Below are 23,746 nucleotides of genomic sequence, written 5' to 3' on the forward strand. Positions count from 1 at the left end.
GAATGTTTAATGGTTTTCTGAATCAGCCTCATTATGATCAGGCCTTTTATTAGATAAATATACTGCACCAATCACTAAGCTTAATGCGGCAATACCAATAGGGTACCATAAGCCAGATAAAGGTGTAGATCCTGAGAAACTGGCGATAAGCGTGGCTATGAATGGAACAAGTCCACCAAATACACCATTACCAATATGATAAGGTAACGACATAGATGTATATCTGATCTTTGTAGGGAATAATTCCACCAAAAATGCTGCTATTGGGCCATAAACCATTGTTACCAACAAAATCTGGAAGAATATCAGGAAAACGAATTTCCAAAAAACAGGCGATGAAAGCTTCTTATCTTTGTGTACTTCAGGTAACTCAACTGCTGCCTTAGTCTGATCTGCAAATTTAGTATGAGATTGTACCTTTTGAAATGATGCGCCATTTAACAATGTTACAGTTGAAGTTGTTGTAATTAAACTGTCGGCAGTTCCCGCAACAACAGTACGCGTTACTATAGGATTCGTTACTTCTGCAATATCTCTTTGTTCGATCTTAGTGAAATCTGTATCATCAAGGAATATCTGATAAATTGGACGGTAAAATATAACGCCCAGTAGCATACCGATGAGCATAATCCACTTTCTACCTACCTTATCACTCCAGGAGCCAAAGATCACAAAGAAAGGCGTTGCAAATGCGATCCCCCATAACAGAATGTATCTGGAATCATTAAAATCGACATGACAGGTGTTTTCAATAAAGGATTGCGCATAAAACTGGCCAGTGTACCAAATCACTCCCTGCCCCATAGTAGCACCAAAGAGTGCAAGCAGTACCATTTTAAAATTCGCTTTATTATTAAAACTCTCTTTTAGTGGGTTTTTAGATACTTTCCCTTCAGATTTTAATTTACTGAAAGCAGGAGATTCGTGCATTTTCATCCGGATGTATATAGAGACCCCAACCAATGCAATAGAAAGTAAGAAAGGAATTCTCCACCCCCAGTCGGCAAAGTTCTCAGCACCGACAATATTTTTTGTTAATACAATAACTCCAAGAGACAAAAATAATCCACCAGTTGCTGTTGTTTGAATCCAACTAGTAAAAAAGCCTCGCTTATTAGCAGGCGCATGTTCAGCAACATATGTTGCTGCACCACCGTACTCTCCCCCCAAAGCAAGTCCTTGTACTAACCTAAGGATAAGCACAAGAATAGGTGCTGCATATCCAATACTTGAATAAGAAGGAATTAATCCGATCAAAAATGTAGATCCGCCCATCAATACCAGCGTGAGTAAAAAAGTATATTTTCTACCAATAAGATCTCCTAATCGACCGAAAAATAATGCGCCAAATGGCCGTACAATAAATCCGGCGGCGAAAATGGCTAAGGTGTTAATTAATGCAGATGCTCCGGCATCTGCGGGAAATAATTGTGATCCGATAATAAGGGCAAGACTTCCAAAAATGTAAAAATCATACCATTCAATTAGCGTCCCCAGTGAGGAGGCACCAATAACTTTAAAAATACTGCTTTGTTGTGGTTCTTGGCTCATACTTGGTTTAAAAGGTTTACTAAAAAAATAAATCTACAATTTATTCACCAATGATAAGCATAGCATTTTCATAAAAGTATTAAAGTTATTGAATTATTTTTCAGATTGTCGAAATAATAGTCCTATTTCTTTAACAATTTCGTATTATTATAAGAATTTCGTTGATATTATACCCTTATTTCTATTCTTCTTCTCTAAAAAAGACTTTGTAATAGTTCATAGATTTATCATCATCAAAGCCTTTTTCAATTAATTCCTTATCACCATGAATATAAATATGAAAGTTCTTATCTAATTTTAAAACACTTTTATATGCTCTTGTCTGCTTTTTTACTGCAGCTCCTGAAATATCAAAATTATCTGGAATAGGCTGATCAAACTCATCTTCGAAGTTTTTCTTATAATTCTTGAAAGACTCAATACCTTCAGCATTACCAATAACTTCATTAGAAAATTCATCCAGATCAAAGCTTTCCTTTTCTTTAAAATACTTCATGGATTTATTCAGTAAATCTATTTTATCAGCTTTTGAAATATCAAACTCTTCGTCCAGTTTCTCTGTTACAAAGTTTTTATATACCCCTAAAACACTTGCCGTCTGGTTAAAGCTATCATTCCTGATTTTGAGTTTCAAAAACTCATCTTTCCAGTATATAGCATCTGCACTTCTTTGATCAATTACCGCGACTTTAAATCCTTCTTCCTTATCTGTATTGAAGATTAAACATCCTTTGTCAAGTTTATTAATATTGATCGCTTCTTGCTCATAACTTAATCCAAAACCATCTTGTTCCGGAAAAACCTTCAGGTAACTTTCCTTTGTTTCTGATTTAAAAACACCAATAGCATCATGAAGCTCTCCTTCAATCTGAACATTCTCAAAATAGGCTACATAAAGCTCTCCTGGCTTAATTTTTGGATGCCCTGAGACATCATAAAGATATTTAGCAAGTTGTTTACTGTTCTCATGAAAAGTCTCGCCATTGGCAAATATCTCTGAGGCAAAATGGTAAGCTTCGTTCAAATTCAAATCTCCATTTGGATGGATAAATCGGTATACTTCATTTACCTTCTCATAAGGACTTAAAAAGTACTGTTGTAATAAATTGCTCAAAGTAATATCTCTGATCGCAATTGATTTTTCAGACAATACATAAAACTCATCCTCGGACTTGTTTCCGATACGGTGTATAGACAATTCGGCCAACGAGGCCTCAAAAAAAGAAATCATTCAGAAAATTTACGCGTTGGTTTCGTTACTATTGGGTGTATTGCGAAGTTCAACCGGTTTCTTCGCATTTTTCTTCATCTTCAGGTTCAACATTTCTACTAATATAGAGAAAGCCATTGCAAAATAGATATATCCTTTTGGTATGTGCTGATCAAAACCTTCTGCTAATAGCGAAACACCAATTAGTAAAAGGAAAGATAAAGCCAGCATTTTTACTGTAGGGTGGTTATTTACAAAGTTACTGATGGCACTAGCAGAAACCATCATAATAATTACAGCGATAACAACAGCTGCAATCATAATTTCGACATGGTCCGCCATACCAACGGCTGTAATTACAGAGTCTAATGAGAACACAATATCTAATAAAAGGATTTGCACAATCACTCCACTAAAAGAATATACTTTACCCTTGATTTGCTTTTCTTCTTCACTTTCCAGTTTATCATGGATCTCGTGGGTACTTTTATAGATCAGGAACAAACCTCCTATAATCAGGATTAAATCACGGCCAGAAATTGCAAGTTTTTCCAACCATTCTGAATCCTCGATATTTAAGATTCCTCCCAGGTTAAATAAGGGAGCGGTTAGCGACATTACCCAGGTAAGCGATAGCAGCAATAATACACGAGTAATCATAGCCAAAGCCAAACCTATCTGACGACCTTTCTTTTGTTGATGCTCAGGCAATTTCCCTGATAAAATAGAGATAAATATAATGTTATCTATTCCTAAAACGATCTCAAGAACGGTTAGGGTTAATAATGAGATCCAGGCCTCAGGGCTGCTTAAAAGTTCCATATTCAAATTTATGTGTACGAAGATAAAAAACAATATTATAAAATAGGGGAATGTTAGCACACAAACATTACAATATTTTTAAAATATCATGTCTTCCTTGAAATATTTCTAATATAACAGCTTAAATTCGTTAACGTTTGAAATATGTGGCTCAAAATGAATATTTTTGCCACCTAATACTTTAATAAGAATGTTAAGAACAACAACTTGCGGCGCTTTAACTATTAAGAACCTGGGAGAAAATGTAACCCTGTGTGGCTGGGTACAGAAATCAAGAGATTTAGGAGGAATGACTTTTATCGATCTTCGTGATAGATATGGCATTACCCAATTGGTTTTCAATATGGATGATAACCGTGAATTGTGTGAATCTGCCCGTAATCTAGGGCGTGAATTTGTAATCAAAGCAATAGGACAAGTAGTAGAACGGTCTAACAAAAACCTTAAAATACCAACAGGTGAGGTAGAAATTAAAATTACTGCATTAGAAATCCTAAATGCAGCCAAACTACCTCCATTCATGATTGAGGATGAAACGGATGGTGGAGATGATTTGCGAATGAAATACCGCTACCTAGATTTACGTAGAAATCCGGTTCGTAACAATATGATTTTGCGTCATAAAATGGCTCAGGCAGTTCGTCGTTATTTAGATAAACTCGATTTTATAGAGGTAGAAACTCCTGTATTGATCAAATCTACTCCAGAAGGAGCTCGAGATTTTGTAGTACCAAGCAGAATGAACGAAGGTCAGTTTTACGCCCTTCCTCAATCACCTCAAACCTTTAAACAACTATTAATGGTTTCAGGATTTGATCGTTATTTCCAAATCGTGAAGTGTTTTAGAGACGAGGATTTACGTGCTGACAGACAGCCTGAATTCACACAGATTGACTGCGAAATGTCGTTTATAGAGCAGGAAGACATTCTAAATACCTTTGAAGGATTGATCCGTACATTATTCAAGGAATTGAAAGACTTTGATTTGCCAGAGGTTCAAAGAATGCAATATGCTGATGCTATGCGTTTATATGGTTCAGATAAACCTGATACACGTTTTGAAATGCAGTTTGTGGAACTGAATGAAGTAGTTAAAGGAAAAGACTTCCCGGTATTTGATAGTGCTGAATTGGTAATAGGCATAAATGCCAACGGATGCGCTGGTTATACCCGAAAGCAGATGGACGAGTTGACTGATTTCATTAAGCGCCCTCAAATTGGTGGTACAGGCCTGATTTACATGAGACATAATGAAGATGGCTCTTTAAAATCCTCGGTAGATAAGTTTTACAATGAAGAAGAACTTCAAAAATGGTCTGCAGCTTTAAATACGAAGCCTGGCGATTTAGTATTGGTAATGGCCGGCACAACAGACAAGGTTCGTAAGCAATTAAGCGAATTACGTCTTGAAATGGGTACTCGTTTAGGTCTACGTGACAAGAGCAAATTCAGTGCATTATGGGTACTAGATTTTCCACTATTGGAATGGGATGAGGAGTCAGAGCGTTACCATGCCATGCACCACCCTTTCACTTCTCCAAAACCAGAAGACATTACTTTACTTGACACTGCGCCAGGAAATGTAAGAGCTAATGCGTATGACATGGTGGTAAATGGAACTGAAATAGGCGGAGGTTCGATACGTATCCATGATAGGACACTTCAATCATTAATGTTTAAACACTTAGGATTCTCTGCAGAAGAAGCTCAAAAACAGTTTGGCTTCTTAATGGACGCTTTTGAGTTTGGGGCACCTCCACACGGTGGAATTGCTTTCGGCTTTGATAGGTTGTGTTCTATTTTTGCAGAATTAGATACAATCCGTGACGTAATTGCGTTCCCTAAAAACAACTCAGGAAGAGATGTTATGATCGATAGCCCTTCCACAATTGATGAAAAGCAAATGAATGAATTGAAAATAAAATCAACCATTTAGTCTCCTAGACTAAGAATTATAAATAAAAAATGCCAGACAAATTGCCTGGCATTTTTTTATTTAATTCTAATATGTTTCACTATCTGGCGGTATCCCATAATCAACATGTTGAGGGAGTTGAGATTTTTTAGTCTTTTTAGAGCTTCCAAACCACGATTTCACAGAATTGAATATCGCTGATAGATGCTCGGCATCCAACGCTTTTCCAAACTTATTTGAAGCCAGGCCAACCAGCGTTTTAGTTAAAAAACCAGAGCCCTTAAATACCGTACTATTCATTAAAAAAGGTAGAAACATAGACATGATACTACTACTAATATTTAGTTTATCATCTATTTTAAGAAAAGCCGAAGGAGTAGCATACTTTTTTATTAAGCTCCCCAGTGTAAACTGATTAATGTAAGCCTTACTGTCTTTCAACAATAACTCTCCTTTTGCCTGGTGCTCTAATTTTAAGCTATTCACCATTGCATGCAATTCATCAATGTTATTTATGTTATATCTTCTGATCATTTTCTTCTTCTTCCTTATCAGCCAGTTTGTTAAAATAGTTTCTGATAGTAAAGTTAACTATCGCCTTTTCAATATATTTCTCTTTAGTATAGTACACAACGATAGCTAATACCAGATAAATTAAAGCGACGCAACCAAAACCACGGGTAAAGCTACCGAGAACATCGGATAGAAACAGGGCTAATGTAAAAGTTCCGAATAAAAAAGCTAAGACAAAACATACAATAACCAAAGTATTCGTTACAACATCTGCAAAAATCTTAGAGACCTTTTCTACCAAATAAAGCCTGGTATACTCTGTCCTGATTTCTATATAGTCCTTGGCATCTTTGATTAAATCCTCAATATTCTTTTCTTTATTTTCCTGCATCATTAAGTAGCTTTAACTTAGGCATTAAGCATGTTCTAAATCATCATCAACAAATTCTTCTTCTGTCTGATGAAGTTTGTTTTTAACAGAAGTAACGACTTTATCCTTTAAATTACTAAGGTTATTGATTTCATCTATAGCTTTATCTTTAATAGAATCTCCAAGATCTTTTAAAGACTGACTTAATCTATCTCTGGTTTCACTTCCCTTTTCAGGTGCAAAAAGTAATCCCAATGCGGTGCCGGCAGCCAAACCTACCAATAGTCCAACTAATACTTTTGAATTATCATTCATAACTTTTAATTTTTTTGGTTTAATAATATATTAATACTTCACAACACCACTCTTATAACTTCATGTGTCAAGAAATTGTTTTTAATTTCTCCAACTTCTCCTCAATTGCAAAGCCCAGGACTTGATTCCTATCCTATTAATAATAGGAAGGACAATCGTACAGAATGTATAAGCATTGGTATTCCAAATTCAATTATACCAATAACTACGCCAATTCCCTGCTTGTTGAAGTAAAAACCATCACCTAATTGTTATTTTTCAAGATTGATGGCTCTCATTTTATTATAAAGTGTTTTACGATCTATATTTAGAATTTTAGCGGCTTTGGTTTTATTGAAATTGACCTCTCTCAAAACCTTTAAGATCGCTTCATACTCAGCTTCAAGAGCAGCATTTTTAAGATCTCTTGGCCTTTCTGCACGCGATATAGTTGTTTCTATTGCATTAGCTTTTGCATAAGTTGAAATTTCCAGAGGAAGTGCTTTAAGTTGGATTTCCTGTGACTCCGTTAACAAAGTAGCTCTTCGAATCACATTTTTTAACTCCCTAACATTCCCAGGCCAGTTGTACGTTAAAAAACACTCTTCAACCTCTTGCGAGAAGCCAAGTACGCTCCGCCCGAGTTCTTGATTTGCAACCTCCAGAAAGGTGTTCGCAAAAATCAAGATATCTCTTCCACGTTGACTTAAAGGTGGTAGATCAATGGAAAACTCATTAAATCGATGATACAAATCCTCCCTGAATTTTCCTTTTTGAATGGCATGAGCAAGATTTTCATTAGTTGCGACAATAATCCGAACATCAAGATCAATCTCTTTGGTGCTTCCAATACGCTTAATTTTACGTTCCTGAACAGTTCTAAGTAAGGCAGCCTGAATGTCGTATGAAAGATTACCCACCTCGTCCAGAAAAAGAGTACCTCCATTAGCCATTTCAAAATGTCCAATCTTGGTATACAATGCACCAGTAAAGGAGCCTTTCTCATGCCCAAAAAACTCACTGCCGGCAAGCTCTTTCGTTAACGAGCCACAATCCATCGCAACAAAAGGCATATCCCGTCTCGGACTATTTAAATGAATTGCTTTTGCAACCGATTCCTTCCCTGTCCCACTTTCACCAGTTAAAATTACACTATAAGAAGTTGGTGCGACCAATTCAATCTGTTTTAACAAATGCTTTGAAGCACTACTTTGACCAGCCACGAAATTGTCTGACTGATTATATATCTGTTTTTGAATTCTATTTTTAGGTACCTCAGATGTATCTACTGTTGGGCCGGCATTCAGCGCTATTTGTGTTTCTATTGATTTATTAATCGTATTCAGAATTTCATCAGGATATAAAGGCTTTGTAATATAATCGTATGCCCCTAGCTTAATTAACTCCACTGCAAGCTTAATATCTGAATATCCTGTTATAATAATTACACCTGTTCGAGGGTATTTTTCCTTAATTTTGATGAGCATTTCCTTACCATCAGTATCTTCTAAACGGTAATCACATAATACCAGGTCATAATATTCTTTGGATAGATATTCCATCGCCGAAACACCGCTTGTGGCTGTCGAGACACTAAATGAATTTCGAGTTAAAAATTTAGATAACAGGATTCCAATATTTATTTCATCGTCAACGATTAATATTTTTCTCATAGATATTTTACTGAATATTGTTGAGATAAATATACTAGTTTTTTTGTTATGGGAAATATTCTCTACACATTTTGCAAATCTCACCCCCAATTAATACTGAAAATGTCATACAATAATAAAAAAACGCCACCAAAAACTATGATTAAAGCTATAAAAAGGCCTATTTACCAGAAAAAGTTGGCTTTCTTTTTTCTAAAAATGCTGTTGTACCTTCTTTAAAATCTTCTGTATTAAAACACTTGCCAAATTCTTTGATTTCTGTTTCAAATCCATTTACATCATAAGCAAAGGTAGAATTGACAGATTTTATAGCAGCTGCAATAGCTAAAGGAGCACGTTGCTTAATCTTATTTAAGATTTCTTCCGCTTTTGTAATCAGGTCAGTCTGAGGCACAACATAGTTAACTAATCCTATTTCTTTTGCTTCATCAGCAGAAATCATATCAGCAGTTGCAATCATTTCTATAGCCTTCCCTCTACCAACAACTTGGGTAAGTCGCTGTGTACCACCATAACCAGGGATCAATCCTAAAGACACTTCTGGAAGACCTAATTTTGCATTTGCTGATGCTACACGTATATGACATGCTAAAGCAAGTTCCAATCCACCTCCCAGCGCAAAACCATTAATGGCAGCAACGATAGGTTTAGGGCAATTTTCGATAGCGTTAAAAACCTTTTCCTGACCAGTTCTTGCCAATGCCTCTCCCTGCTCAGCATCATAGCCTGAGAATTCAGAAATATCTGCGCCAGCGACAAAAGCTTTTCCTCCCGCACCGGTTAAAAGAATTCCCCTAACCTGATCTTGCATTGTTCCAAATGAAATAACATCCGACAATTCAGCTAGAGTCGCTTTATTTAATGCGTTTAGCTTTTGTTCTCTGTTAATAGTAATGTATAAAATCTGCTCTCTTACTTCTGATAAAATATTCTGATAGGCCATGTTCTAAAAATTTCTATGTTCAGCAACCCAATTTTTAATATAATTCACAATAGATTCCATCGTTGTTCCTGGGGCAAATAGCTCTCCTACACCAATCTCTTTTAGCTTCTCCATATCTCCTTCAGGTATAATCCCCCCTCCCGTTAACAAAACATCAGTCACGTTTTTTTGCTTCATTATCGCTATGATCTTTGGGAAAACAGTCATGTGTGCTCCAGATAAAATGGAAACCCCAATGGCATCCACATCTTCTTGTAATGCAGCATTTACTACCATTTCAGGGGTCTGGCGCAATCCAGTATAAATCACCTCCATACCAGCGTCCCTTAAAGAGGTAGCGATTACTTTTGCCCCTCTATCATGGCCATCTAATCCAACCTTTGCCACTAAAACCCGAATAGGTCTTTTTAATGCATTGCTCATATTTTATGCTAATAAGTAGGCTGTAAATGTAAGTAAATTAGCGGTTTTATGTTAACTTTGGCTAAAAATTTACAGCTTATATGAGTGAGGAAAGATCATTGAACTTTATTGAAGAGATCATTGAGAACGATTTGAATAGCGGAAAATACAAAACGTTAATTACCCGTTTTCCACCTGAACCGAATGGATATTTACATATCGGTCACGCCAAAGCGATTTGCTTAAACTTCGGTTTAACACAAAAATACGGAGGCTATACCAATCTGAGGTTTGATGATACAAACCCTATAACCGAGAAAACTGAATATGTGGACAGCCAACAGGCCGACATTAAATGGCTTGGCTATGAATGGAAAAACGAACTTTATACTTCTGATTATTTCGATACGCTTTATGGCTATGCAGTTAAGTTGATTGAAAAGGGTTTAGCCTATGTTGACCACAGTACTGCAGAAGAGATGGCCACCTTAAAAGGCACACCTACAGAAGCTGGAAAAGACAGTCCTTACCGAAACCGTAGCATTCAAGAAAATCTGGATTTGTTTACACAGATGAAAAATGGCGAATTTGAGGACGGCACCTGTACTCTAAGGGCAAAAATCGATATGGGCAGCCCAAATATGATCATGCGCGATCCAGTTATTTACAGAATAAAACATGCTGAACACCACCGTACAGGCAACAGATGGTGCATCTATCCAATGTATGATTTTGCACACGGTCAAAGCGATAGCATTGAAACCATTACACACTCTATTTGCACATTAGAATATGTTTCTCACAGAGAGCTATATGACTGGTGTATAGAAAAACTAGAGATTTATCCATCAAAACAATATGAATTTGCCCGTTTAAATCTTTCGTATACAGTAATGAGCAAGCGTAAATTGCTACAATTGGTTAATGAAGGCGTGGTAATCGGATGGGATGATCCAAGAATGCCGACAATAAGTGGATTGAGAAGACGTGGCTACACTCCTGAAAGCATTCGTGAGTTTTGTGAACGGATCGGTATTGCAAAACGTGAAAATCTAATTGAGCTAAGCTTATTGGAATTCTGTGTTCGCGAACATTTGAATAAAATTGCTAATCGCGTAATGGCGGTATTAGACCCTATAAAGTTGGTCATTAAAAATTATCCTGAGGGAAAAGAAGAGGTATTAATTGGCGAGAATAACCCCGAGGCAGAAGATAAAGGAGGAACACGGGAAATCCCTTTCTGCAATGAATTATGGATTGAACGTGAAGACTTCATGGAAGAACCTGCAAAAAAATGGTTCAGGCTGGCTCCAGGTGCAATGGTTAGACTTAAACACGCATATATTGTTAAATGTGAAGACTTTGTGAAAGACGCTGATGGTAATGTAACAGAAATACGTTGTACTTATATTCCAGAATCGAAAAGCGGGGAGGATACTAGCGGAATTAATGTGAAAGGAACGATCCATTGGGTAAGTACTAAGCACGCTAAACGGGCAGAGATCAGAATGTATGATCGTTTGTTCTCTGTAGAATCTCCGGATGGTGAAGAGGGCGACTTTAAGGATTATCTGAACCCAAACAGCATGGAGGTAATTAAAGAAGCTTATATCGAGCCTTCTCTGGCTACAGCTGATAAAGATGCAAGGTATCAGTTCATCAGAAAAGGTTACTACTGTCTGGATAAGGACTCAACACCGGAACACTTGATATTTAACCGTACAGTATCTTTAAAAGATGCCTGGGCAAAAGCAAAAAAATAGTTTTAAGTGGTAGGGATTAAAGAATTTAATCCCTACCACTTAAAACTAATACTTCTTGTAAAGGTTAAACAAGATCAACTTATCTGCAGGGGTAAGTACCTGACTTGTATCTGTCTGCACAAAGTGCAGCTTAAATGCAGTTATTGCTGCAGGTAAATTACGAGTATCATATCCAATAATTCTCAACGCAAGTTCTGCATTAAAATCATCAGGAGGCAGATTTAAAACATCATCATACCAGAATCCAAAGCCATTCTTTGCCAGCACTTTCCAAGGAAAATTTCTTGGATCATTCTTTCTTCCCGGGGCAATATCAGCATGTCCAATAAAGTTAGCAACAGGGATATTATAACGTTTTTTTAGGGCATCGAGCAGTACCAACAAACTTTTTATCTGAGCATCCGTAAAAGGTTGATCAACCCCATTGTTATCTAATTCGATCCCGATAGATGATGAATTCAGGTCGCTTGTATTGCCCCATTTGCCTATTCCTGCATGATTTGCACGAAGATAATCATTTACCATTTGTACAACCACACCATCCTTACCTACAATGTAATGTGAACTTACTTCGCTTTTCCCTTTCACCAAAAAAGTATTGATGGTTTGTTGTGTTGAGTTTTGAGCTGTATGATGTATAATTACAAAATTAGGTTTACGAATCCCAAAATTTACAGATCCAACCCAAGATTGAATGGAGGGATCTAATCCTGGTACTTGCTGTGCAGGAGGTGGCACTGTCTTTATAATCTCAGAAAAAACTTTAGCCTTGTTTTTATATATTTTCTCGGTAGCAGCATACTTACTTGTAGAACACGCCACAAATAAAAAGGAAGAAACAACTGCCAATCCAATTTTTCTAAATTTCTTATAATGAGCCATATTGAATATATAGAAGATGTGAAATTACTATTTTTTACTATTTTAGTCGCAAATAATTCGATACATGAATCCCGTATTATCTTATTACGACTTCATAACCAGGAAAAAATACAATATATGAAACACATTAACAAAGCAACTGCTTTTATTGCCGGCTGCTCAATTATTATGGGAATAGCCTCCTGCACTAACCCCCAGTCTACAAGCCAAACAGCTACTCACAATTCGGCAGAAGACAGCCTTCAAAACTATGTTAATGAACGATTAGGCATTTATGAAAAAGTGAAGTTAACCACAAACATCAATGACCTAACGCCTAATGAAAGAAAGATATTGCCCCTCCTGATTCAAGCTGCTCAAATTATGGATGACTTGTTTTGGAAACAGGCTTATCCACAACGTGACAGCCTGCTAAGCACGATTAAGGATGAAAAAACAAAAGCTTTCCTGATGATCAATTATGGACCCTGGGACAGATTAAATGGAGATAAGCCATTTATTCATGGCATTGGCCCTAAACCAGATGCTGCCACGTTTTATCCTACTGGTATGACAAAAGAAGAATTAAAAAAATCTGATGTGAAGGATAAATATGGATTGTACTCTGTCATCAAAAAGGACAGCACCGGGAAACTTTCATCAGTTCCATATCATGTTTTATATGCTACAGAGTTACAACAGGCCTCAAGCTTATTAAAGCAAGCGGCAATTCTTTCTGAAGATCCTGGCTTAAAAAAGTATCTGAATCTACGTGCTGATGCCTTAGTTACCGACAATTATACAGCGAGTGATTATGCCTGGTTAGATATGAAAACCAATAACCTTGATATTATTATTGGCCCAATTGAAAATTATGAAGACAAACTTTTTAATGCACGCGCGTCGTATGAAGCTTATGTATTAGTAAAAGACAAGGTTTGGAGTAAAAAGTTAGCAAAGTACGTAAGCATGCTGCCTCAATTACAACAAGGGCTACCTGTAGAGGCTAAATATAAAACAGAAAAGCCTGGGACCGACTCTGAACTAAACGCTTATGATGTAGTTTATTATGCTGGTGATTGTAATGCAGGTTCTAAAACAATTGCAGTTAACCTTCCAAATGACGAGGTTATTCAACAGAAAAAAGGGACCAGACGTTCACAGTTAAAAAATGCTATGAAGGCTAAATTTGATAAAATCCTGGTTCCTATAGCTAAAGAGTTAATAGACAAAGATCAGCTTCAATACATAAACTTTGATGCTTTCTTTGCTAATGTGATGTTCCATGAAGTTGCCCATGGTCTGGGTATTAAAAATACAATCACCGGTAAAGGCTTTGTTAAAGAAGCTCTTCAGGAGCAATATTCATGGCTAGAAGAAGGTAAAGCTGATGTTTTAGGCCTTTATATGGTTACATACCTACTTAAAAAAGGAGAGCTTGAGGGGGATATAAAACAATTTTATACTACCTACATGGCGGGTATATTACGTTCTGTAAGATTCGGAGCTGCCAGTGCACATGGAAAAGCAAATATGCAATGCTTCAACTTCTTTAAAGAGAATGGAGCTTTCATTAGAAATGAAAATGGCACTTATCAGGTTGACTTTGCAAAATTTGAAACTGCAATGAACAAGCTAAGTGGACTAATTATTACCTTACAGGGAAATGGAGATAAAGCGGCAGTTGAAAAAGTGCTCCGTGAAAAAGCCATCATCACTACAGAATTACAAACTGACCTAGACAAGTTAACCAAAAAAGGTATCCCTGTTGACATTGTATTTGAACAAGGAGTAGATGTTTTAGGGGTTAAATAGTTAAATGTTTTTGGATAATTATTTCAAGCTCTTCAATATCGAAGGGCTTGGATAAATATCCATCCGCTCCAGCCTGATCAGCTAGCGATTTTACATCATTATTTGCAGAAAAATAGATCACAGGTATGTTCTTCAATAAAGGATCAGCCTTCAAAGCTTTAGTTGCATCCATTCCCCCTATATCTGGCAACCAGTTATCCATAAATATAATATCTGGCATATAAGCCATTACCTGATCTACAATATTATTGGAAGTAGATGAGGTCTTAATATCATAACCTGCATCCTCCAATATAATAGTACATAAATCCAGAATGTCAGTATTATCATCAAATACGAATACCTTTTTATTCTCCATTTACAATCAAATTAGCACATCAAATTAATAAATTCTGCCATCTCATTTATTGGCAGAATCCGATCTATCTTTACATTTAACCTCGCCTGCTCAGGCATATATGCAACCTGGGCAGATTCAGGATCTTGAATTACAGCTTTCCCACCCCATGCTTTTACACTTTTCAAACCATTAACTCCGTCTGAATTAGAACCGGATAACAATATACATGCAAGATTCGTTTTATATACTTCTGCAGCAGTTTGAAAAGTAGCATCTATCGATGGCCTTGAATAGTTTATTTTTTCAGAGTAATCCAAAGAGAATGTTTCATCCTGCTCAACAAGTAAATGATAGTCAGAAGGCGCAATATACACATTGCCAGCCATGATCTTCTCTTTTTCATCTACTTCCTTAACAATGAGTTTCGTCCGGGTAGAAAGCAATACAGGTAATAAAGAATCTGCACCGTGCTTTCTATGCACCACAATAATAATCGGAAATGTGATATTTACATTTACATCTGGCAGCACTTTCAATAATACCTCCAGACTACCTGCAGACCCTCCAAAAATAAGTGCTTTACATTTTCTCATTACCCCACTTTCCTCCATATTTTTTCTCCCTTTAAGCGCTTATACTTAGAGGAAACCCTCGAAAACTCAACAGTCTCTTTTGATCCTAATGCCAGATACCCCAAATCTTCCAGACTTTCATCAAATAAGTCCAACACATTATGTTGCAAGTCACGGTTAAAATAAATTAATACATTTCTACAAAGAATCAATTGGAATTCATTAAATGAGTGATCAGATACTAAATTATGTGTCGAAAATATGATTTTCTTCTTTAATTCATCATCAAATTTTGCTAAAGAATAACTCGCGGTATAATACTTTGAAAAATCATCAGTTCCTCCAGACAATATATAATTTTCAGAATATTGCTTCATCTGACTCATTGCGAACATACTTTGTGCCGCTATTTCAAGGACAGCTGGATTAAGATCAGTTGCATAAATCAGAGACTTATGTAACAGGTTTAATTCTTTTAAGATAATTGAAATAGAATATGCTTCCTCACCTGTTGAACAGCCAGCTAGCCATATTCGTATAAATGGATAAGTACCAAGTTTCGGTAACACCACCTCTCTTAAAGTCCTAAAAAAAGAAGGATCTCTAAACATTTCCGTTACATTAACTGTAAGCTGCTCTACAAATCGTTTAAAGTAAACCTGATCATTCAGCACCTTATATCTGAATTCAGCAAAACTCAATAATTTATCCAAAGAATAAAGCCTTGAAATACGTCTCTTTAAGGATGCCCTTGAATAACCTGTAAAATCATAGCCATACTGTTCCAAAAGATCAGAAAGCAATAGTTCTACATAATCATCTGTAATTAAAAAGCTATCCAATGTCTATTCTGTTAAAACGTAAATCGCTAACAATTTAAGTAATTCTTCTACATTTATTGGCTTTGCAACATATCCAACAGCACCCGCATTCAAACACCTTTCCTTGTCGCCAAGCATTGCCTGAGCAGTAACCGCAATTACAGGAATGTCTTTAAACTGAGTACTATTTTTCATTTTAGAAATTGCTTCATATCCATCCATCCCTGGCATCATCATATCCATAAGTACCACGACTATATCCCGATCATTTGCCAGCATTTCAAGGCCCTCTTCTGCACCCATTGCTGAAAGACATTGGTATCCCTTTGCTTTCAGGACAGCACTTAGTGCAAAAATATTTCTGTGATCGTCATCAATTATTAAAATCTTATTTTCAACCATATTCTTTCCCAGCATTTTATGATTAAACCTTATTGTAAAGCCAGACTCTTAGTAACGAAATCAACTGATCTACATCTACAGGTTTTGAAATGTAATCAGAAGCCCCTGCAGCTATGCACTTTTCTCTATCCCCCATCATTGCTTTCGCTGTAACAGCCAAAATTGGCAATTGCTTGTATGCAGGGTTCTTTCTAATTTCTTTTGTTGTCTCATATCCGTCCATCTCAGGCATCATCATGTCCATGAGTACAATATCCACCATTGGATTATTTTTAAGCATCTGAAGGGCTTCTTTTCCATCAACCGCTGCAAGAACCGTCATCTTATGTTGTTCCAATGCCTTTGTTAAGGAAAAGATATTACGAACATCATCATCTGCAATCAAAACAGTCTTCTTACTCAACACATCATACAATCCACCAAGTTTTTCTGAATCAGGCTTTTTATGTTTCTTTTCGACCTCACTTTCTTCTACCAAATGAAGAAAAAGCCCTGCCTCATCTAAAATCCTCTGATAAGAATGTGCCGTCTTAATAACAATTGAATCAGCATACTGCTTAATTCTTATCTCCTCACCTTTTGACAGGTTTTTCCCTGTAAATATAATAATGGGCAGATTCTCTAGACCCGGACTCTTTTTTATCACATCTAAAGTCTCGTAGGCATTTTTATCTGGTATCCCCATATCCAGGATTACACAATCCACTTCATTTTTATTTAGTGCCCCAATGCTTTGTTTTACATTATCTGCGACTTCTGTATGGATATTGTAATTACTCAAAAAATAACTTAAAGCCTCCGCATGTTGCTTATTTTCTTCAACAATCAATACCTTTCGGGGATGCCTGCTAAACGCTTCCTCAAGTTTTTCAAAAATCTGTTTAATGTGTTCTAATGCAACTGGCTTATTGATAAAATCAATTGCTCCTTTCAATAAACTTTCTTTTTTAACCTCCATGGAAGACATAATATGGACGGGTATTGGTCGGGTTGCAGGATTAGATTTCAATTCTTCCATTACCTGCCAGCCATCTTTAATCGGCAACTGTATATCCAGTAGGATGGCTAATGGCTGATAAAGATTCGCCATTTCAACACCCATGTCTCCACGTACCGCGACAAGGCCCTTATAGTTCTTTTTACGCGTAAAACTTAATAGTGTTTTCGCAAAATTAGTATCATCCTCAATAATGAGAATCACCCTATCACCAGGCTGAATATCATTCCTGTCGTCTTCGATTTCATTTGGGATATGATCCACAGTAAATCGCTCAGCCACAACTTTCTCTACCCTATCTACATAAATCGGTTGAACAATATCTTCTGTTTTTTGATCAGGTTTGGACTGTTCATCAACCATTTTACGGACAAAGGGCAATGAAAGTATAAATTCACTACCTACATGTTCCTTACTGGTCAATTCAATATCACCATCTAAAAGCTTTGCCAGCTCTCTACTTATCGAAAGGCCTAATCCCGTTCCACCAAACTTACGTCTGGTGGACCCATCCGCTTGCTGAAATGCTTCGAAAATGAGCCCCTGTTTATCCGGAGAAATCCCAATTCCAGTATCTGTAACCTTAAATAGAATATGTTTGCCCGATTCGTCCTTCGCTATTGTTAAAGTTACTTTACCTGTTGAAGTAAACTTAATCGCGTTTGAAAGTAGATTTTTAAGTATCTGCTCTAACCTCATTTTATCAGTATTGAAGTTTTGCAATGACTCCTCTACATCAATAATCAACTGAAGATGTTTATTCTTAGCTAATGGATTAAACAGAGATCGCATATCAGTTGCAATCTCTGCAATACTAACATCTCTGAATTCAAGCTTCATCTTACCTGCCTCAATTTTCGAAAGATCCAGTATTTCATCGATCAAACCAAGTAATCCTTGTCCAGAGCTTTGTATAACTTCTGCATATTCAATATATTCCTTGTCAAGCTCTTTATTTTCTGACATTAATTTTGACAGCAATAAAATAGAATTTAATGGAGTCCTCAACTCATGAGACATATTTGCCAGAAACTCAGATTTATACTTGGTACTCTGCTCCAATTGTTCTGCCTTCTGCTGTATATCGATATTTCTTTCCCGAATCAACTGGTTCTTTTCTTCTAGCAAACTTGTACGTTCCTCAAGCTCCTGATTGCTTTGCAAAAGTTCTTCTTGTTGAACTCTCAATTCCTCTTCTGAAGTCTGAATTCTTTGAGTTTGAGCCTCAAGTTCAGCATTTAACCCCTCAAGTTCGCGATGTTGTGCCTGCAATTCTTCTGCCTGCGCCTGTGTCTCTTCTAAAAATTCCTGCAGTTTACTCCGGTTTTGAGATACGTGAATAGCAACTCCAATATTATTGGAAATACTATTCAGAAAGTCAATCTGCAACGGGGTATAGGTTTGCAAAGAACCAAATTCCATTCCACCAATGATCTCTCCATCTCTAAAAATCGGTACAGCAATCACATTCCGTGGCTTTGTGCTACCTATGGTGTAACTAATCGTTAATTCTCCTTCTGGAATATCATTAATTAAGATTGATTTTCTGGACTTGATACACTGCCCAATCAAGCCCTCTCCAATTTTCAATCGTTTCCGCTTTTCATCCTCCATTAGCGCATACCCTCCTGTTAATTGAAGTGTTTCAGCATCCTCCTCATTAAGGTATAATGCCGCAACCTGACTATGCGTCCGCTCTACAATTTCTTCTATGATATCAGTTGAAAGTTCTTTTACAGTCTTTTCACCAACCATTTTATCATTTAATGCCGCAATTCCAGATTGCAACCATTCTTTATCCGCCAATAATGTAAAGGAATATTGCAACGATTCTGCCATCGTATTTAAAGAGATGGCCAAACTTCCCAATTCATCCTTTTCATTCTCATCTAACCGGATTTGATAATCTCCTTCAGAAATTCTGTTTGCGACACCTTGAATTGTAGCAATCCGGTTCTCCATTTCTTCTTTTTGATCCTGCAACTCTTTCTGTAGCCGGGTACGGGTATCGAAATCATAGGAAACTTTCCTATAAAAGAAGATCGTAATAATAATAGCAAGCAAAGCCGCTAGAATAATAAGAGAAGGAGTATAGCCCGCCAGTTTGTTCATGTTAGCGGTGCGTAAATCCAGCAATCGTTCTTCCTCCCCCTTCATCACTTTAATCAGATCTCTTGCAGAATCCATATAAGACTTTCCGTTGATCAGTTCAGAAACTCCTATCGCTCTCCCCCGCTCCTTATCTTCAATAGTCCGCTTTATAATATCCAATCTGCCATTAATAATCTCTTTCAGCTTCTGAACATTCCTTTGTTGAAATTCATTATCACGGGTCTCTGTCCTAATCTCATCCAATAAACCCAAGGCTCTTTGTTTCGCTCCTGTATATGGCTCAAGGAAATCTTTATCACTTGTTAAAAGAAATCCTCTTTGCCCTGTTTCAGCGTCAGTCAAAGCAGACACAACATTTTCAAGCTTCGCCATCACCTGATTACTATGCTTAACCATTTCTGCACTTTTAATCAGATTATTAATGCTTAAATACGAAGCCAGAGAAGTAATAAAAAGTATTAACAATGATAAGCCAAGGCCAATTCGCAGATTATTCCTTATATGTTTTTTACTCATAAGATTCTTTAATTTTATCAACATCACTAATCATATCCATAGGTAGTGTAAAATAAAACTCAGAGCCCTCCCCTAATTTGCTTTTTACACCAATTTGCCCCCCATGCCTATTAATAATTTCGGCCGATATATATAATCCGATTCCCAATCCCTGAAAATGAATTGCTGTCTCTTCTACTCTATAAAATTTTTCAAATACTGTTTGTTGCAGCTCCGGTACAATTCCAATCCCAAAATCACGTACACCAAGATATAGATCTCCATCATTCACATGTACATTGATCTGTATTTCATTTGTGCCGGGTGAATACTTTATTGCATTGGTGAGGAAATTAACAATTACCTGCTCGATCCTCATCTCATCAGCATAAATCTGTTGAGGAAAGGCTCCGTTTATAACAATTTTGAATTCTGGATTTGCCTGATGAATGACTTCAAGTACTCCCTCTAGCATTTGATCCAGCTCAAAATACTTTTTATTAAACTCTAGCTTCCCACTTTCTATTTTAGAAATATCCAGAAGTTCTGCAATAAGATCATTCAATTTATCTAGCTGTAATTGCGCTTTTATCAAGTGTTTTTTTACTGTTGCAAGATCCCCTTTCTCAATACTTCTAGCCAATAGCTGGACATATCCCTTTACACTAGTAAGAGGTGTTTTTAATTCATGGCTGGCAATACTAATAAACTCGTCTTTTTTTCTTTCTGCTTTTTTCCGGAATTCTATCTCATCCAACAAGGCCTTTTGAACTTCAATGAGTTTTCTGCTTTGTTCATAGATGCGATAAAATGTTTTCACTTTTAATAACAGAATATCCATATCCACGGGCTTGGTTATATAATCCAATCCCCCCGATGAATACCCTTTAGTAATAAATTTAAGTTCAGTGTTTGCCGCTGATAAGAATATAATTGCTGTTTCCTTCGCCTTACTATAGCCTGAAATTGCCTCCGCAACTTCAAAACCATCCATTCCCGGCATTTGTACATCTAAAATAATTAATACATACTCATTTTTAAGCACCTTTTTAAGTGCTTCCTCACCAGAGGATGCTGTATCAACTTCAAAATTATGTCGTTCCAGAACCTTCTTTAAAGAAATGAGGTTCTCAGGAGTATCGTCTACAATTAATATCATTATTAAAGATAAATAGGCGTTGAAATCAGAACCGAGCCTGGTTATTTGTTTATGTTAAATCTATACAAGTTTAAACATATAAACAACCTAATTCTCGCAAAAAAATTATAACCGTCCCGTATTAAATGTATCACCTTGATTGAAATCGCCTGTGTCAAAGCCCTTTTTGAACCAGTACATCCTCTGAGCAGAGGTACCATGGGTAAATGCATCCGGCACTACTTCACCTTGCGACTGTTGCTGGAGTTTATCATCCCCAATTGCATTTGCAGCAGTTAATGCTTCTTCAATATCTCCCTGATCTAATTTAAAGTTAGCCAGGTTTTGTGCATGATGCGCCCACAAACCAGCAAAGAAATCAGCCTGTAACTCTAGTTTGACCGACAATTTGTTATATTCTACTTCACTCATTTGTGCTCTTGCGCGCTGTACTTTTTCTGATATACCGAGCAGATTTTGTACATGATGTCCCACCTCATGTGCAATGACATAAGCTTGTGCAAAATCACCGGCAGCACCAAAGCGATCCTTTAAATCTTTATAGAAAGTTAAATCAATGTATACTTTATGGTCTGCAGGACAATAAAAAGGGCCAACCGCAGAACTGGCATTACCACATGCCGACTGAACACTATTGTCGAACAGTGTAAGAACCGGCGGTTCATATTCTCTTCCTAATCCTTTAAATTGCTCAATCCAAACTGAATCGGTAGACTCCAACACCCCCGCTACAAACTTGCCCTCGGCATCCTGTGGCACCCCGCGAGTCCCTTCTACACTTGCCTGCTGTCCGATAGGGAGCTGATTAACCAGACCGGAAAAGTCCTGTCCAAAAATAAGACCGAGTACCACAACGACAATAGCTGCACCGCCGCCAAGTACTTTTCCTCCACTCATTCCTCTCCTGTCATCAATATTGCCACTTCCTTTACCAAACCATTGCATAGAAATTCATTTTTAATTAGGTGAATTAAACTTTGCGGCAATTGTTATACCAAAACCAGAAGAAATAATATTTAACTGAACGCTACTATCGCTTTATGAATTCTTTTTATCGTTTCCACCGCACCAAGCGCAACAGCAATATCAAAGACACCTGGTCCAAACTTCCCTCCAACAAGCATAATCCTAAATGGCAACATTAGTTCTCCAGGTTTAAAATTATGTGCTGTAGCAAGTGTTTTAAACTGCTCTTCCAATTCTGGCCCTCTAAGTCCATCTGCTATTTCTAGTGCATAAGCTTCAAAAAACTTAGCTTTTTCAATACTCCACTTTGGCTTAACTGCATCTAAATCATATGATTCAGGCTCAACAAAAAAGTAAAGGCTTTGTGGTACAAAATCAGTTAAAAGGTTACAGCGGTCTTTAATTAGGTCAATAATTTTCTTTAAATACTGGTCATCAGTCAATACTGTACCTTGTTCTACAAAAGCTTGTTTCACAACTGGAAGCAATATTTCTGCATTCGCCTTTTTAATCCACTCATGGTTATACCATTTGGCTTTTTCAAAATCAAACTTTGCTCCTGCCTTACTAATTCTTTCTAATGAGAATTTTTCTATAAGTTCATTCAATGAGAAGATCTCCTGATCCGTACCATCATTCCAACCAAGCATGGCTAATAGATTAACAAATGCCTCCGGCATAAAGCCCAGCTCTCTAAACCCCTTAGTCAGGTCCCCAGTTTTAGGATCCGTCCAGTTTTGTGCATATACAGGAAAGCCTAACCTATCACCATCTCTTTTGCTCAATTTACCATTTCCATCTGGTTTTAAGATTAGTGGTAAATGTACCCATGCTGGCATATCATCTTCCCACCCTAGATATCTCCATAAAAGAATATGAATTGGTGCTGAAGGAAGCCATTCTTCGCCTCTGAAGATATGACTGATTTCCATAGCCTTATCATCTGCCACTACAGCAAGGTGGTAAGTAGGCATCCCATCTGCTTTCAGTAAAACTTTATCATCAACCAAGTTCGTATCGAAACTAACATGTCCTCGAATCATGTCCGTAAAAGACACCGTTTCATTTTCAGGCATTTTAATGCGCACAACATAAGGCGTGTTATTAGCCAATAGATTCGCCACTTCTGCTTCAGTAAGTGTAAGTGAATTTCGCATCCTTCCACGGGTTGCTAATCCATATGTAAAATTTGGAATTTCTTTTCTTTTAATATCCAGGTCCTCAGGGGTATCAAAAGCATAATAAGCATATCCATCAGCAATTAACTGATCTGCATACTGCTTATAAGTAGCTTTACGCTCGCTTTGACGATATGGACCAAATGCACCTTCTTTTGCAGGACTTTCATCAGGAACAATTCCACACCAGTCCAGGCAAGAAGCAATATACTCCTCTGCTCCTTCCACAAAGCGGGTCTGATCAGTATCCTCAATACGTAAAATAAACTTTCCGTTGTGCTTTTTTGCAAACAGATAATTAAACAACGCGGTACGCACACCACCCAAATGTAGTCCCCCTGTTGGACTAGGGGCAAATCTTACTCTTACTTTCTTTTCCATGATTACGAACTACAAAGATATATTTTTTAGTGCTTTAGTATTCCATTGAACAAATTTTGTAATGCAAACAATTAAAAGGCCTTACTTTTAGCAAAAAAACACACCCAAACACCTTATAGACAAATGGTTACCAATAAACAACCTATGATTTATATGAGTCTTGTATGACTCTGCAATGAGTCTCATATGGG

21 protein-coding genes are annotated in these 23,746 nt (G+C 37.0%); 3 read left to right on the plus strand and 18 right to left on the minus strand.

Features of this window, described 5'->3' with window-relative positions:
• Positions 1 to 6 precede the first annotated feature (6 nt).
• The 3 genes from ABDJ41_RS00305 to ABDJ41_RS00315 form a co-directional block, all read right to left on the minus strand.
• Positions 7 to 1,551 (minus strand): MFS transporter, encoded by a 1,545-nt coding sequence (locus ABDJ41_RS00305; RefSeq protein ID WP_349783700.1) that lies wholly within the window; start codon positions 1,549 to 1,551, stop codon positions 7 to 9.
• A gap of 181 nt (positions 1,552 to 1,732) precedes the next feature.
• The gene (locus ABDJ41_RS00310; protein WP_349783702.1) at positions 1,733 to 2,782 is read right to left on the minus strand and encodes a nucleoid-associated protein; all 1,050 of its coding nucleotides are present in this window, start codon (positions 2,780 to 2,782) and stop codon (positions 1,733 to 1,735) included.
• A 9-nt stretch (positions 2,783 to 2,791) separates the two neighbouring features.
• A complete protein-coding gene (locus tag ABDJ41_RS00315; RefSeq protein WP_349783704.1) occupies positions 2,792 to 3,583 on the minus strand; it encodes a TerC family protein in 792 nt (263 codons plus the stop codon).
• 190 nt (positions 3,584 to 3,773) lie between these two features.
• Here ABDJ41_RS00315 and aspS point away from each other — a divergent pair, with 190 nt between their 5' ends.
• Entirely contained in the window at positions 3,774 to 5,519 is a 1,746-nt protein-coding gene (aspS, locus tag ABDJ41_RS00320; RefSeq protein ID WP_349783706.1) for an aspartate--tRNA ligase, read from the plus strand.
• Between the two features lie 66 nt (positions 5,520 to 5,585).
• Here the strand turns inward: aspS and ABDJ41_RS00325 are convergent, their stop codons facing one another.
• The 6 genes from ABDJ41_RS00325 to ABDJ41_RS00350 all read right to left on the minus strand — a co-directional run bounded on the left by ABDJ41_RS00325 (position 5,586) and on the right by ABDJ41_RS00350 (position 9,714).
• Entirely contained in the window at positions 5,586 to 6,032 is a 447-nt protein-coding gene (locus ABDJ41_RS00325) for a hypothetical protein (RefSeq protein WP_349783708.1), read from the minus strand.
• Complete coding sequence (locus tag ABDJ41_RS00330; RefSeq protein ID WP_349783710.1) at positions 6,016 to 6,405, minus strand: phage holin family protein; 390 nt, start codon at positions 6,403 to 6,405, stop codon at positions 6,016 to 6,018. Before ABDJ41_RS00330 ends, ABDJ41_RS00325 begins: the two co-directional genes overlap by 17 nt.
• Before the next feature lie 21 nt (positions 6,406 to 6,426).
• Complete coding sequence (locus tag ABDJ41_RS00335) at positions 6,427 to 6,696, minus strand: YtxH domain-containing protein (RefSeq protein ID WP_349783712.1); 270 nt, start codon at positions 6,694 to 6,696, stop codon at positions 6,427 to 6,429.
• A 251-nt stretch (positions 6,697 to 6,947) separates the two neighbouring features.
• A complete protein-coding gene (locus tag ABDJ41_RS00340) occupies positions 6,948 to 8,348 on the minus strand; it encodes a sigma-54-dependent transcriptional regulator (protein ID WP_349783714.1) in 1,401 nt (466 codons plus the stop codon).
• Positions 8,349 to 8,508: 160 nt separating this feature from the next.
• Positions 8,509 to 9,291, minus strand: a complete 783-nt coding sequence (locus tag ABDJ41_RS00345; protein ID WP_349783716.1) for an enoyl-CoA hydratase/isomerase family protein — start codon at positions 9,289 to 9,291, stop codon at positions 8,509 to 8,511.
• 3 nt (positions 9,292 to 9,294) lie between these two features.
• Positions 9,295 to 9,714, minus strand: a complete 420-nt coding sequence (locus tag ABDJ41_RS00350) for a cobalamin B12-binding domain-containing protein (protein ID WP_349783718.1) — start codon at positions 9,712 to 9,714, stop codon at positions 9,295 to 9,297.
• 80 nt (positions 9,715 to 9,794) lie between these two features.
• On the opposite strand from ABDJ41_RS00350, the gene ABDJ41_RS00355 reads away from it, so the two are divergent.
• A complete protein-coding gene (locus ABDJ41_RS00355) occupies positions 9,795 to 11,456 on the plus strand; it encodes a glutamine--tRNA ligase/YqeY domain fusion protein (RefSeq protein WP_349783720.1) in 1,662 nt (553 codons plus the stop codon).
• Positions 11,457 to 11,501: 45 nt separating this feature from the next.
• On the opposite strand, the gene ABDJ41_RS00360 is transcribed toward ABDJ41_RS00355, so the two are convergent.
• The gene (locus ABDJ41_RS00360) at positions 11,502 to 12,338 is read right to left on the minus strand and encodes an N-acetylmuramoyl-L-alanine amidase (RefSeq protein WP_349783722.1); all 837 of its coding nucleotides are present in this window, start codon (positions 12,336 to 12,338) and stop codon (positions 11,502 to 11,504) included.
• Positions 12,339 to 12,455: 117 nt separating this feature from the next.
• Between ABDJ41_RS00360 and ABDJ41_RS00365 the strand changes: the two genes are divergently transcribed.
• Positions 12,456 to 14,132: a DUF8614 domain-containing protein gene (locus tag ABDJ41_RS00365; protein ID WP_349783724.1), complete on the plus strand. Its 1,677-nt coding sequence runs from the start codon at positions 12,456 to 12,458 to the stop codon at positions 14,130 to 14,132.
• Here ABDJ41_RS00365 and ABDJ41_RS00370 read toward each other — a convergent pair.
• The 8 genes from ABDJ41_RS00370 to gltX all read right to left on the minus strand — a co-directional run bounded on the left by ABDJ41_RS00370 (position 14,125) and on the right by gltX (position 23,555).
• A complete protein-coding gene (locus ABDJ41_RS00370; protein WP_349783726.1) occupies positions 14,125 to 14,490 on the minus strand; it encodes a response regulator in 366 nt (121 codons plus the stop codon). The two genes, ABDJ41_RS00365 and ABDJ41_RS00370, sit on opposite strands and share 8 nt — an antisense overlap.
• 11 nt (positions 14,491 to 14,501) lie before the next feature.
• Positions 14,502 to 15,083 (minus strand): chemotaxis protein CheB, encoded by a 582-nt coding sequence (locus ABDJ41_RS00375; protein ID WP_349783727.1) that lies wholly within the window; start codon positions 15,081 to 15,083, stop codon positions 14,502 to 14,504.
• Positions 15,065 to 15,886: a CheR family methyltransferase gene (locus ABDJ41_RS00380; protein WP_349783728.1), complete on the minus strand. Its 822-nt coding sequence runs from the start codon at positions 15,884 to 15,886 to the stop codon at positions 15,065 to 15,067. The genes ABDJ41_RS00375 and ABDJ41_RS00380 overlap by 19 nt, the downstream gene beginning before the upstream one ends.
• A 3-nt stretch (positions 15,887 to 15,889) precedes the next feature.
• On the minus strand, positions 15,890 to 16,282 hold the full coding sequence (locus ABDJ41_RS00385) for a response regulator (RefSeq protein WP_349783730.1): 393 nt from the start codon (positions 16,280 to 16,282) through the stop codon (positions 15,890 to 15,892).
• 7 nt (positions 16,283 to 16,289) lie between these two features.
• Entirely contained in the window at positions 16,290 to 19,892 is a 3,603-nt protein-coding gene (locus ABDJ41_RS00390) for a response regulator (protein ID WP_349783732.1), read from the minus strand.
• Complete coding sequence (locus ABDJ41_RS00395; protein WP_349783734.1) at positions 19,885 to 21,030, minus strand: hybrid sensor histidine kinase/response regulator; 1,146 nt, start codon at positions 21,028 to 21,030, stop codon at positions 19,885 to 19,887. The genes ABDJ41_RS00390 and ABDJ41_RS00395 overlap by 8 nt, the downstream gene beginning before the upstream one ends.
• 105 nt (positions 21,031 to 21,135) lie before the next feature.
• Positions 21,136 to 21,975, minus strand: coding sequence for a KPN_02809 family neutral zinc metallopeptidase (gene ypfJ, locus ABDJ41_RS00400; protein ID WP_349783736.1), 840 nt, complete (start codon positions 21,973 to 21,975; stop codon positions 21,136 to 21,138).
• 71 nt (positions 21,976 to 22,046) lie between these two features.
• Positions 22,047 to 23,555, minus strand: a complete 1,509-nt coding sequence (gene gltX, locus ABDJ41_RS00405; protein ID WP_349783738.1) for a glutamate--tRNA ligase — start codon at positions 23,553 to 23,555, stop codon at positions 22,047 to 22,049.
• Positions 23,556 to 23,746 lie beyond the last annotated feature (191 nt).

Origin of the sequence: Pedobacter sp. ASV1-7 (genome assembly GCF_040203335.1) — a bacterium.
In the GTDB taxonomy this organism is placed as follows: Bacteria; Bacteroidota; Bacteroidia; order Sphingobacteriales; family Sphingobacteriaceae; genus Pedobacter.

Coding starts and splice junctions, on each gene's coding strand:
- ABDJ41_RS00330 (WP_349783710.1), bottom strand. CDS start 6,405: ATGATGCAGGAAAATAAAGAAAAGAATATTGAGGATTTAATCAAAGAT.
- aspS (WP_349783706.1), top strand. CDS start 3,774: ATGTTAAGAACAACAACTTGCGGCGCTTTAACTATTAAGAACCTGGGA.
- ABDJ41_RS00340 (WP_349783714.1), bottom strand. CDS start 8,348: ATGAGAAAAATATTAATCGTTGACGATGAAATAAATATTGGAATCCTG.
- gltX (WP_349783738.1), bottom strand. CDS start 23,555: ATGGAAAAGAAAGTAAGAGTAAGATTTGCCCCTAGTCCAACAGGGGGA.
- ABDJ41_RS00385 (WP_349783730.1), bottom strand. CDS start 16,282: ATGCTGGGAAAGAATATGGTTGAAAATAAGATTTTAATAATTGATGAC.
- ypfJ (WP_349783736.1), bottom strand. CDS start 21,975: ATGCAATGGTTTGGTAAAGGAAGTGGCAATATTGATGACAGGAGAGGA.
- ABDJ41_RS00350 (WP_349783718.1), bottom strand. CDS start 9,714: ATGAGCAATGCATTAAAAAGACCTATTCGGGTTTTAGTGGCAAAGGTT.
- ABDJ41_RS00305 (WP_349783700.1), bottom strand. CDS start 1,551: ATGAGCCAAGAACCACAACAAAGCAGTATTTTTAAAGTTATTGGTGCC.
- ABDJ41_RS00395 (WP_349783734.1), bottom strand. CDS start 21,030: ATGATATTAATTGTAGACGATACTCCTGAGAACCTCATTTCTTTAAAG.
- ABDJ41_RS00345 (WP_349783716.1), bottom strand. CDS start 9,291: ATGGCCTATCAGAATATTTTATCAGAAGTAAGAGAGCAGATTTTATAC.
- ABDJ41_RS00355 (WP_349783720.1), top strand. CDS start 9,795: ATGAGTGAGGAAAGATCATTGAACTTTATTGAAGAGATCATTGAGAAC.
- ABDJ41_RS00375 (WP_349783727.1), bottom strand. CDS start 15,083: ATGGAGGAAAGTGGGGTAATGAGAAAATGTAAAGCACTTATTTTTGGA.
- ABDJ41_RS00365 (WP_349783724.1), top strand. CDS start 12,456: ATGAAACACATTAACAAAGCAACTGCTTTTATTGCCGGCTGCTCAATT.
- ABDJ41_RS00370 (WP_349783726.1), bottom strand. CDS start 14,490: ATGGAGAATAAAAAGGTATTCGTATTTGATGATAATACTGACATTCTG.
- ABDJ41_RS00310 (WP_349783702.1), bottom strand. CDS start 2,782: ATGATTTCTTTTTTTGAGGCCTCGTTGGCCGAATTGTCTATACACCGT.
- ABDJ41_RS00325 (WP_349783708.1), bottom strand. CDS start 6,032: ATGATCAGAAGATATAACATAAATAACATTGATGAATTGCATGCAATG.
- ABDJ41_RS00360 (WP_349783722.1), bottom strand. CDS start 12,338: ATGGCTCATTATAAGAAATTTAGAAAAATTGGATTGGCAGTTGTTTCT.
- ABDJ41_RS00335 (WP_349783712.1), bottom strand. CDS start 6,696: ATGAATGATAATTCAAAAGTATTAGTTGGACTATTGGTAGGTTTGGCT.
- ABDJ41_RS00390 (WP_349783732.1), bottom strand. CDS start 19,892: ATGAGTAAAAAACATATAAGGAATAATCTGCGAATTGGCCTTGGCTTA.
- ABDJ41_RS00315 (WP_349783704.1), bottom strand. CDS start 3,583: ATGGAACTTTTAAGCAGCCCTGAGGCCTGGATCTCATTATTAACCCTA.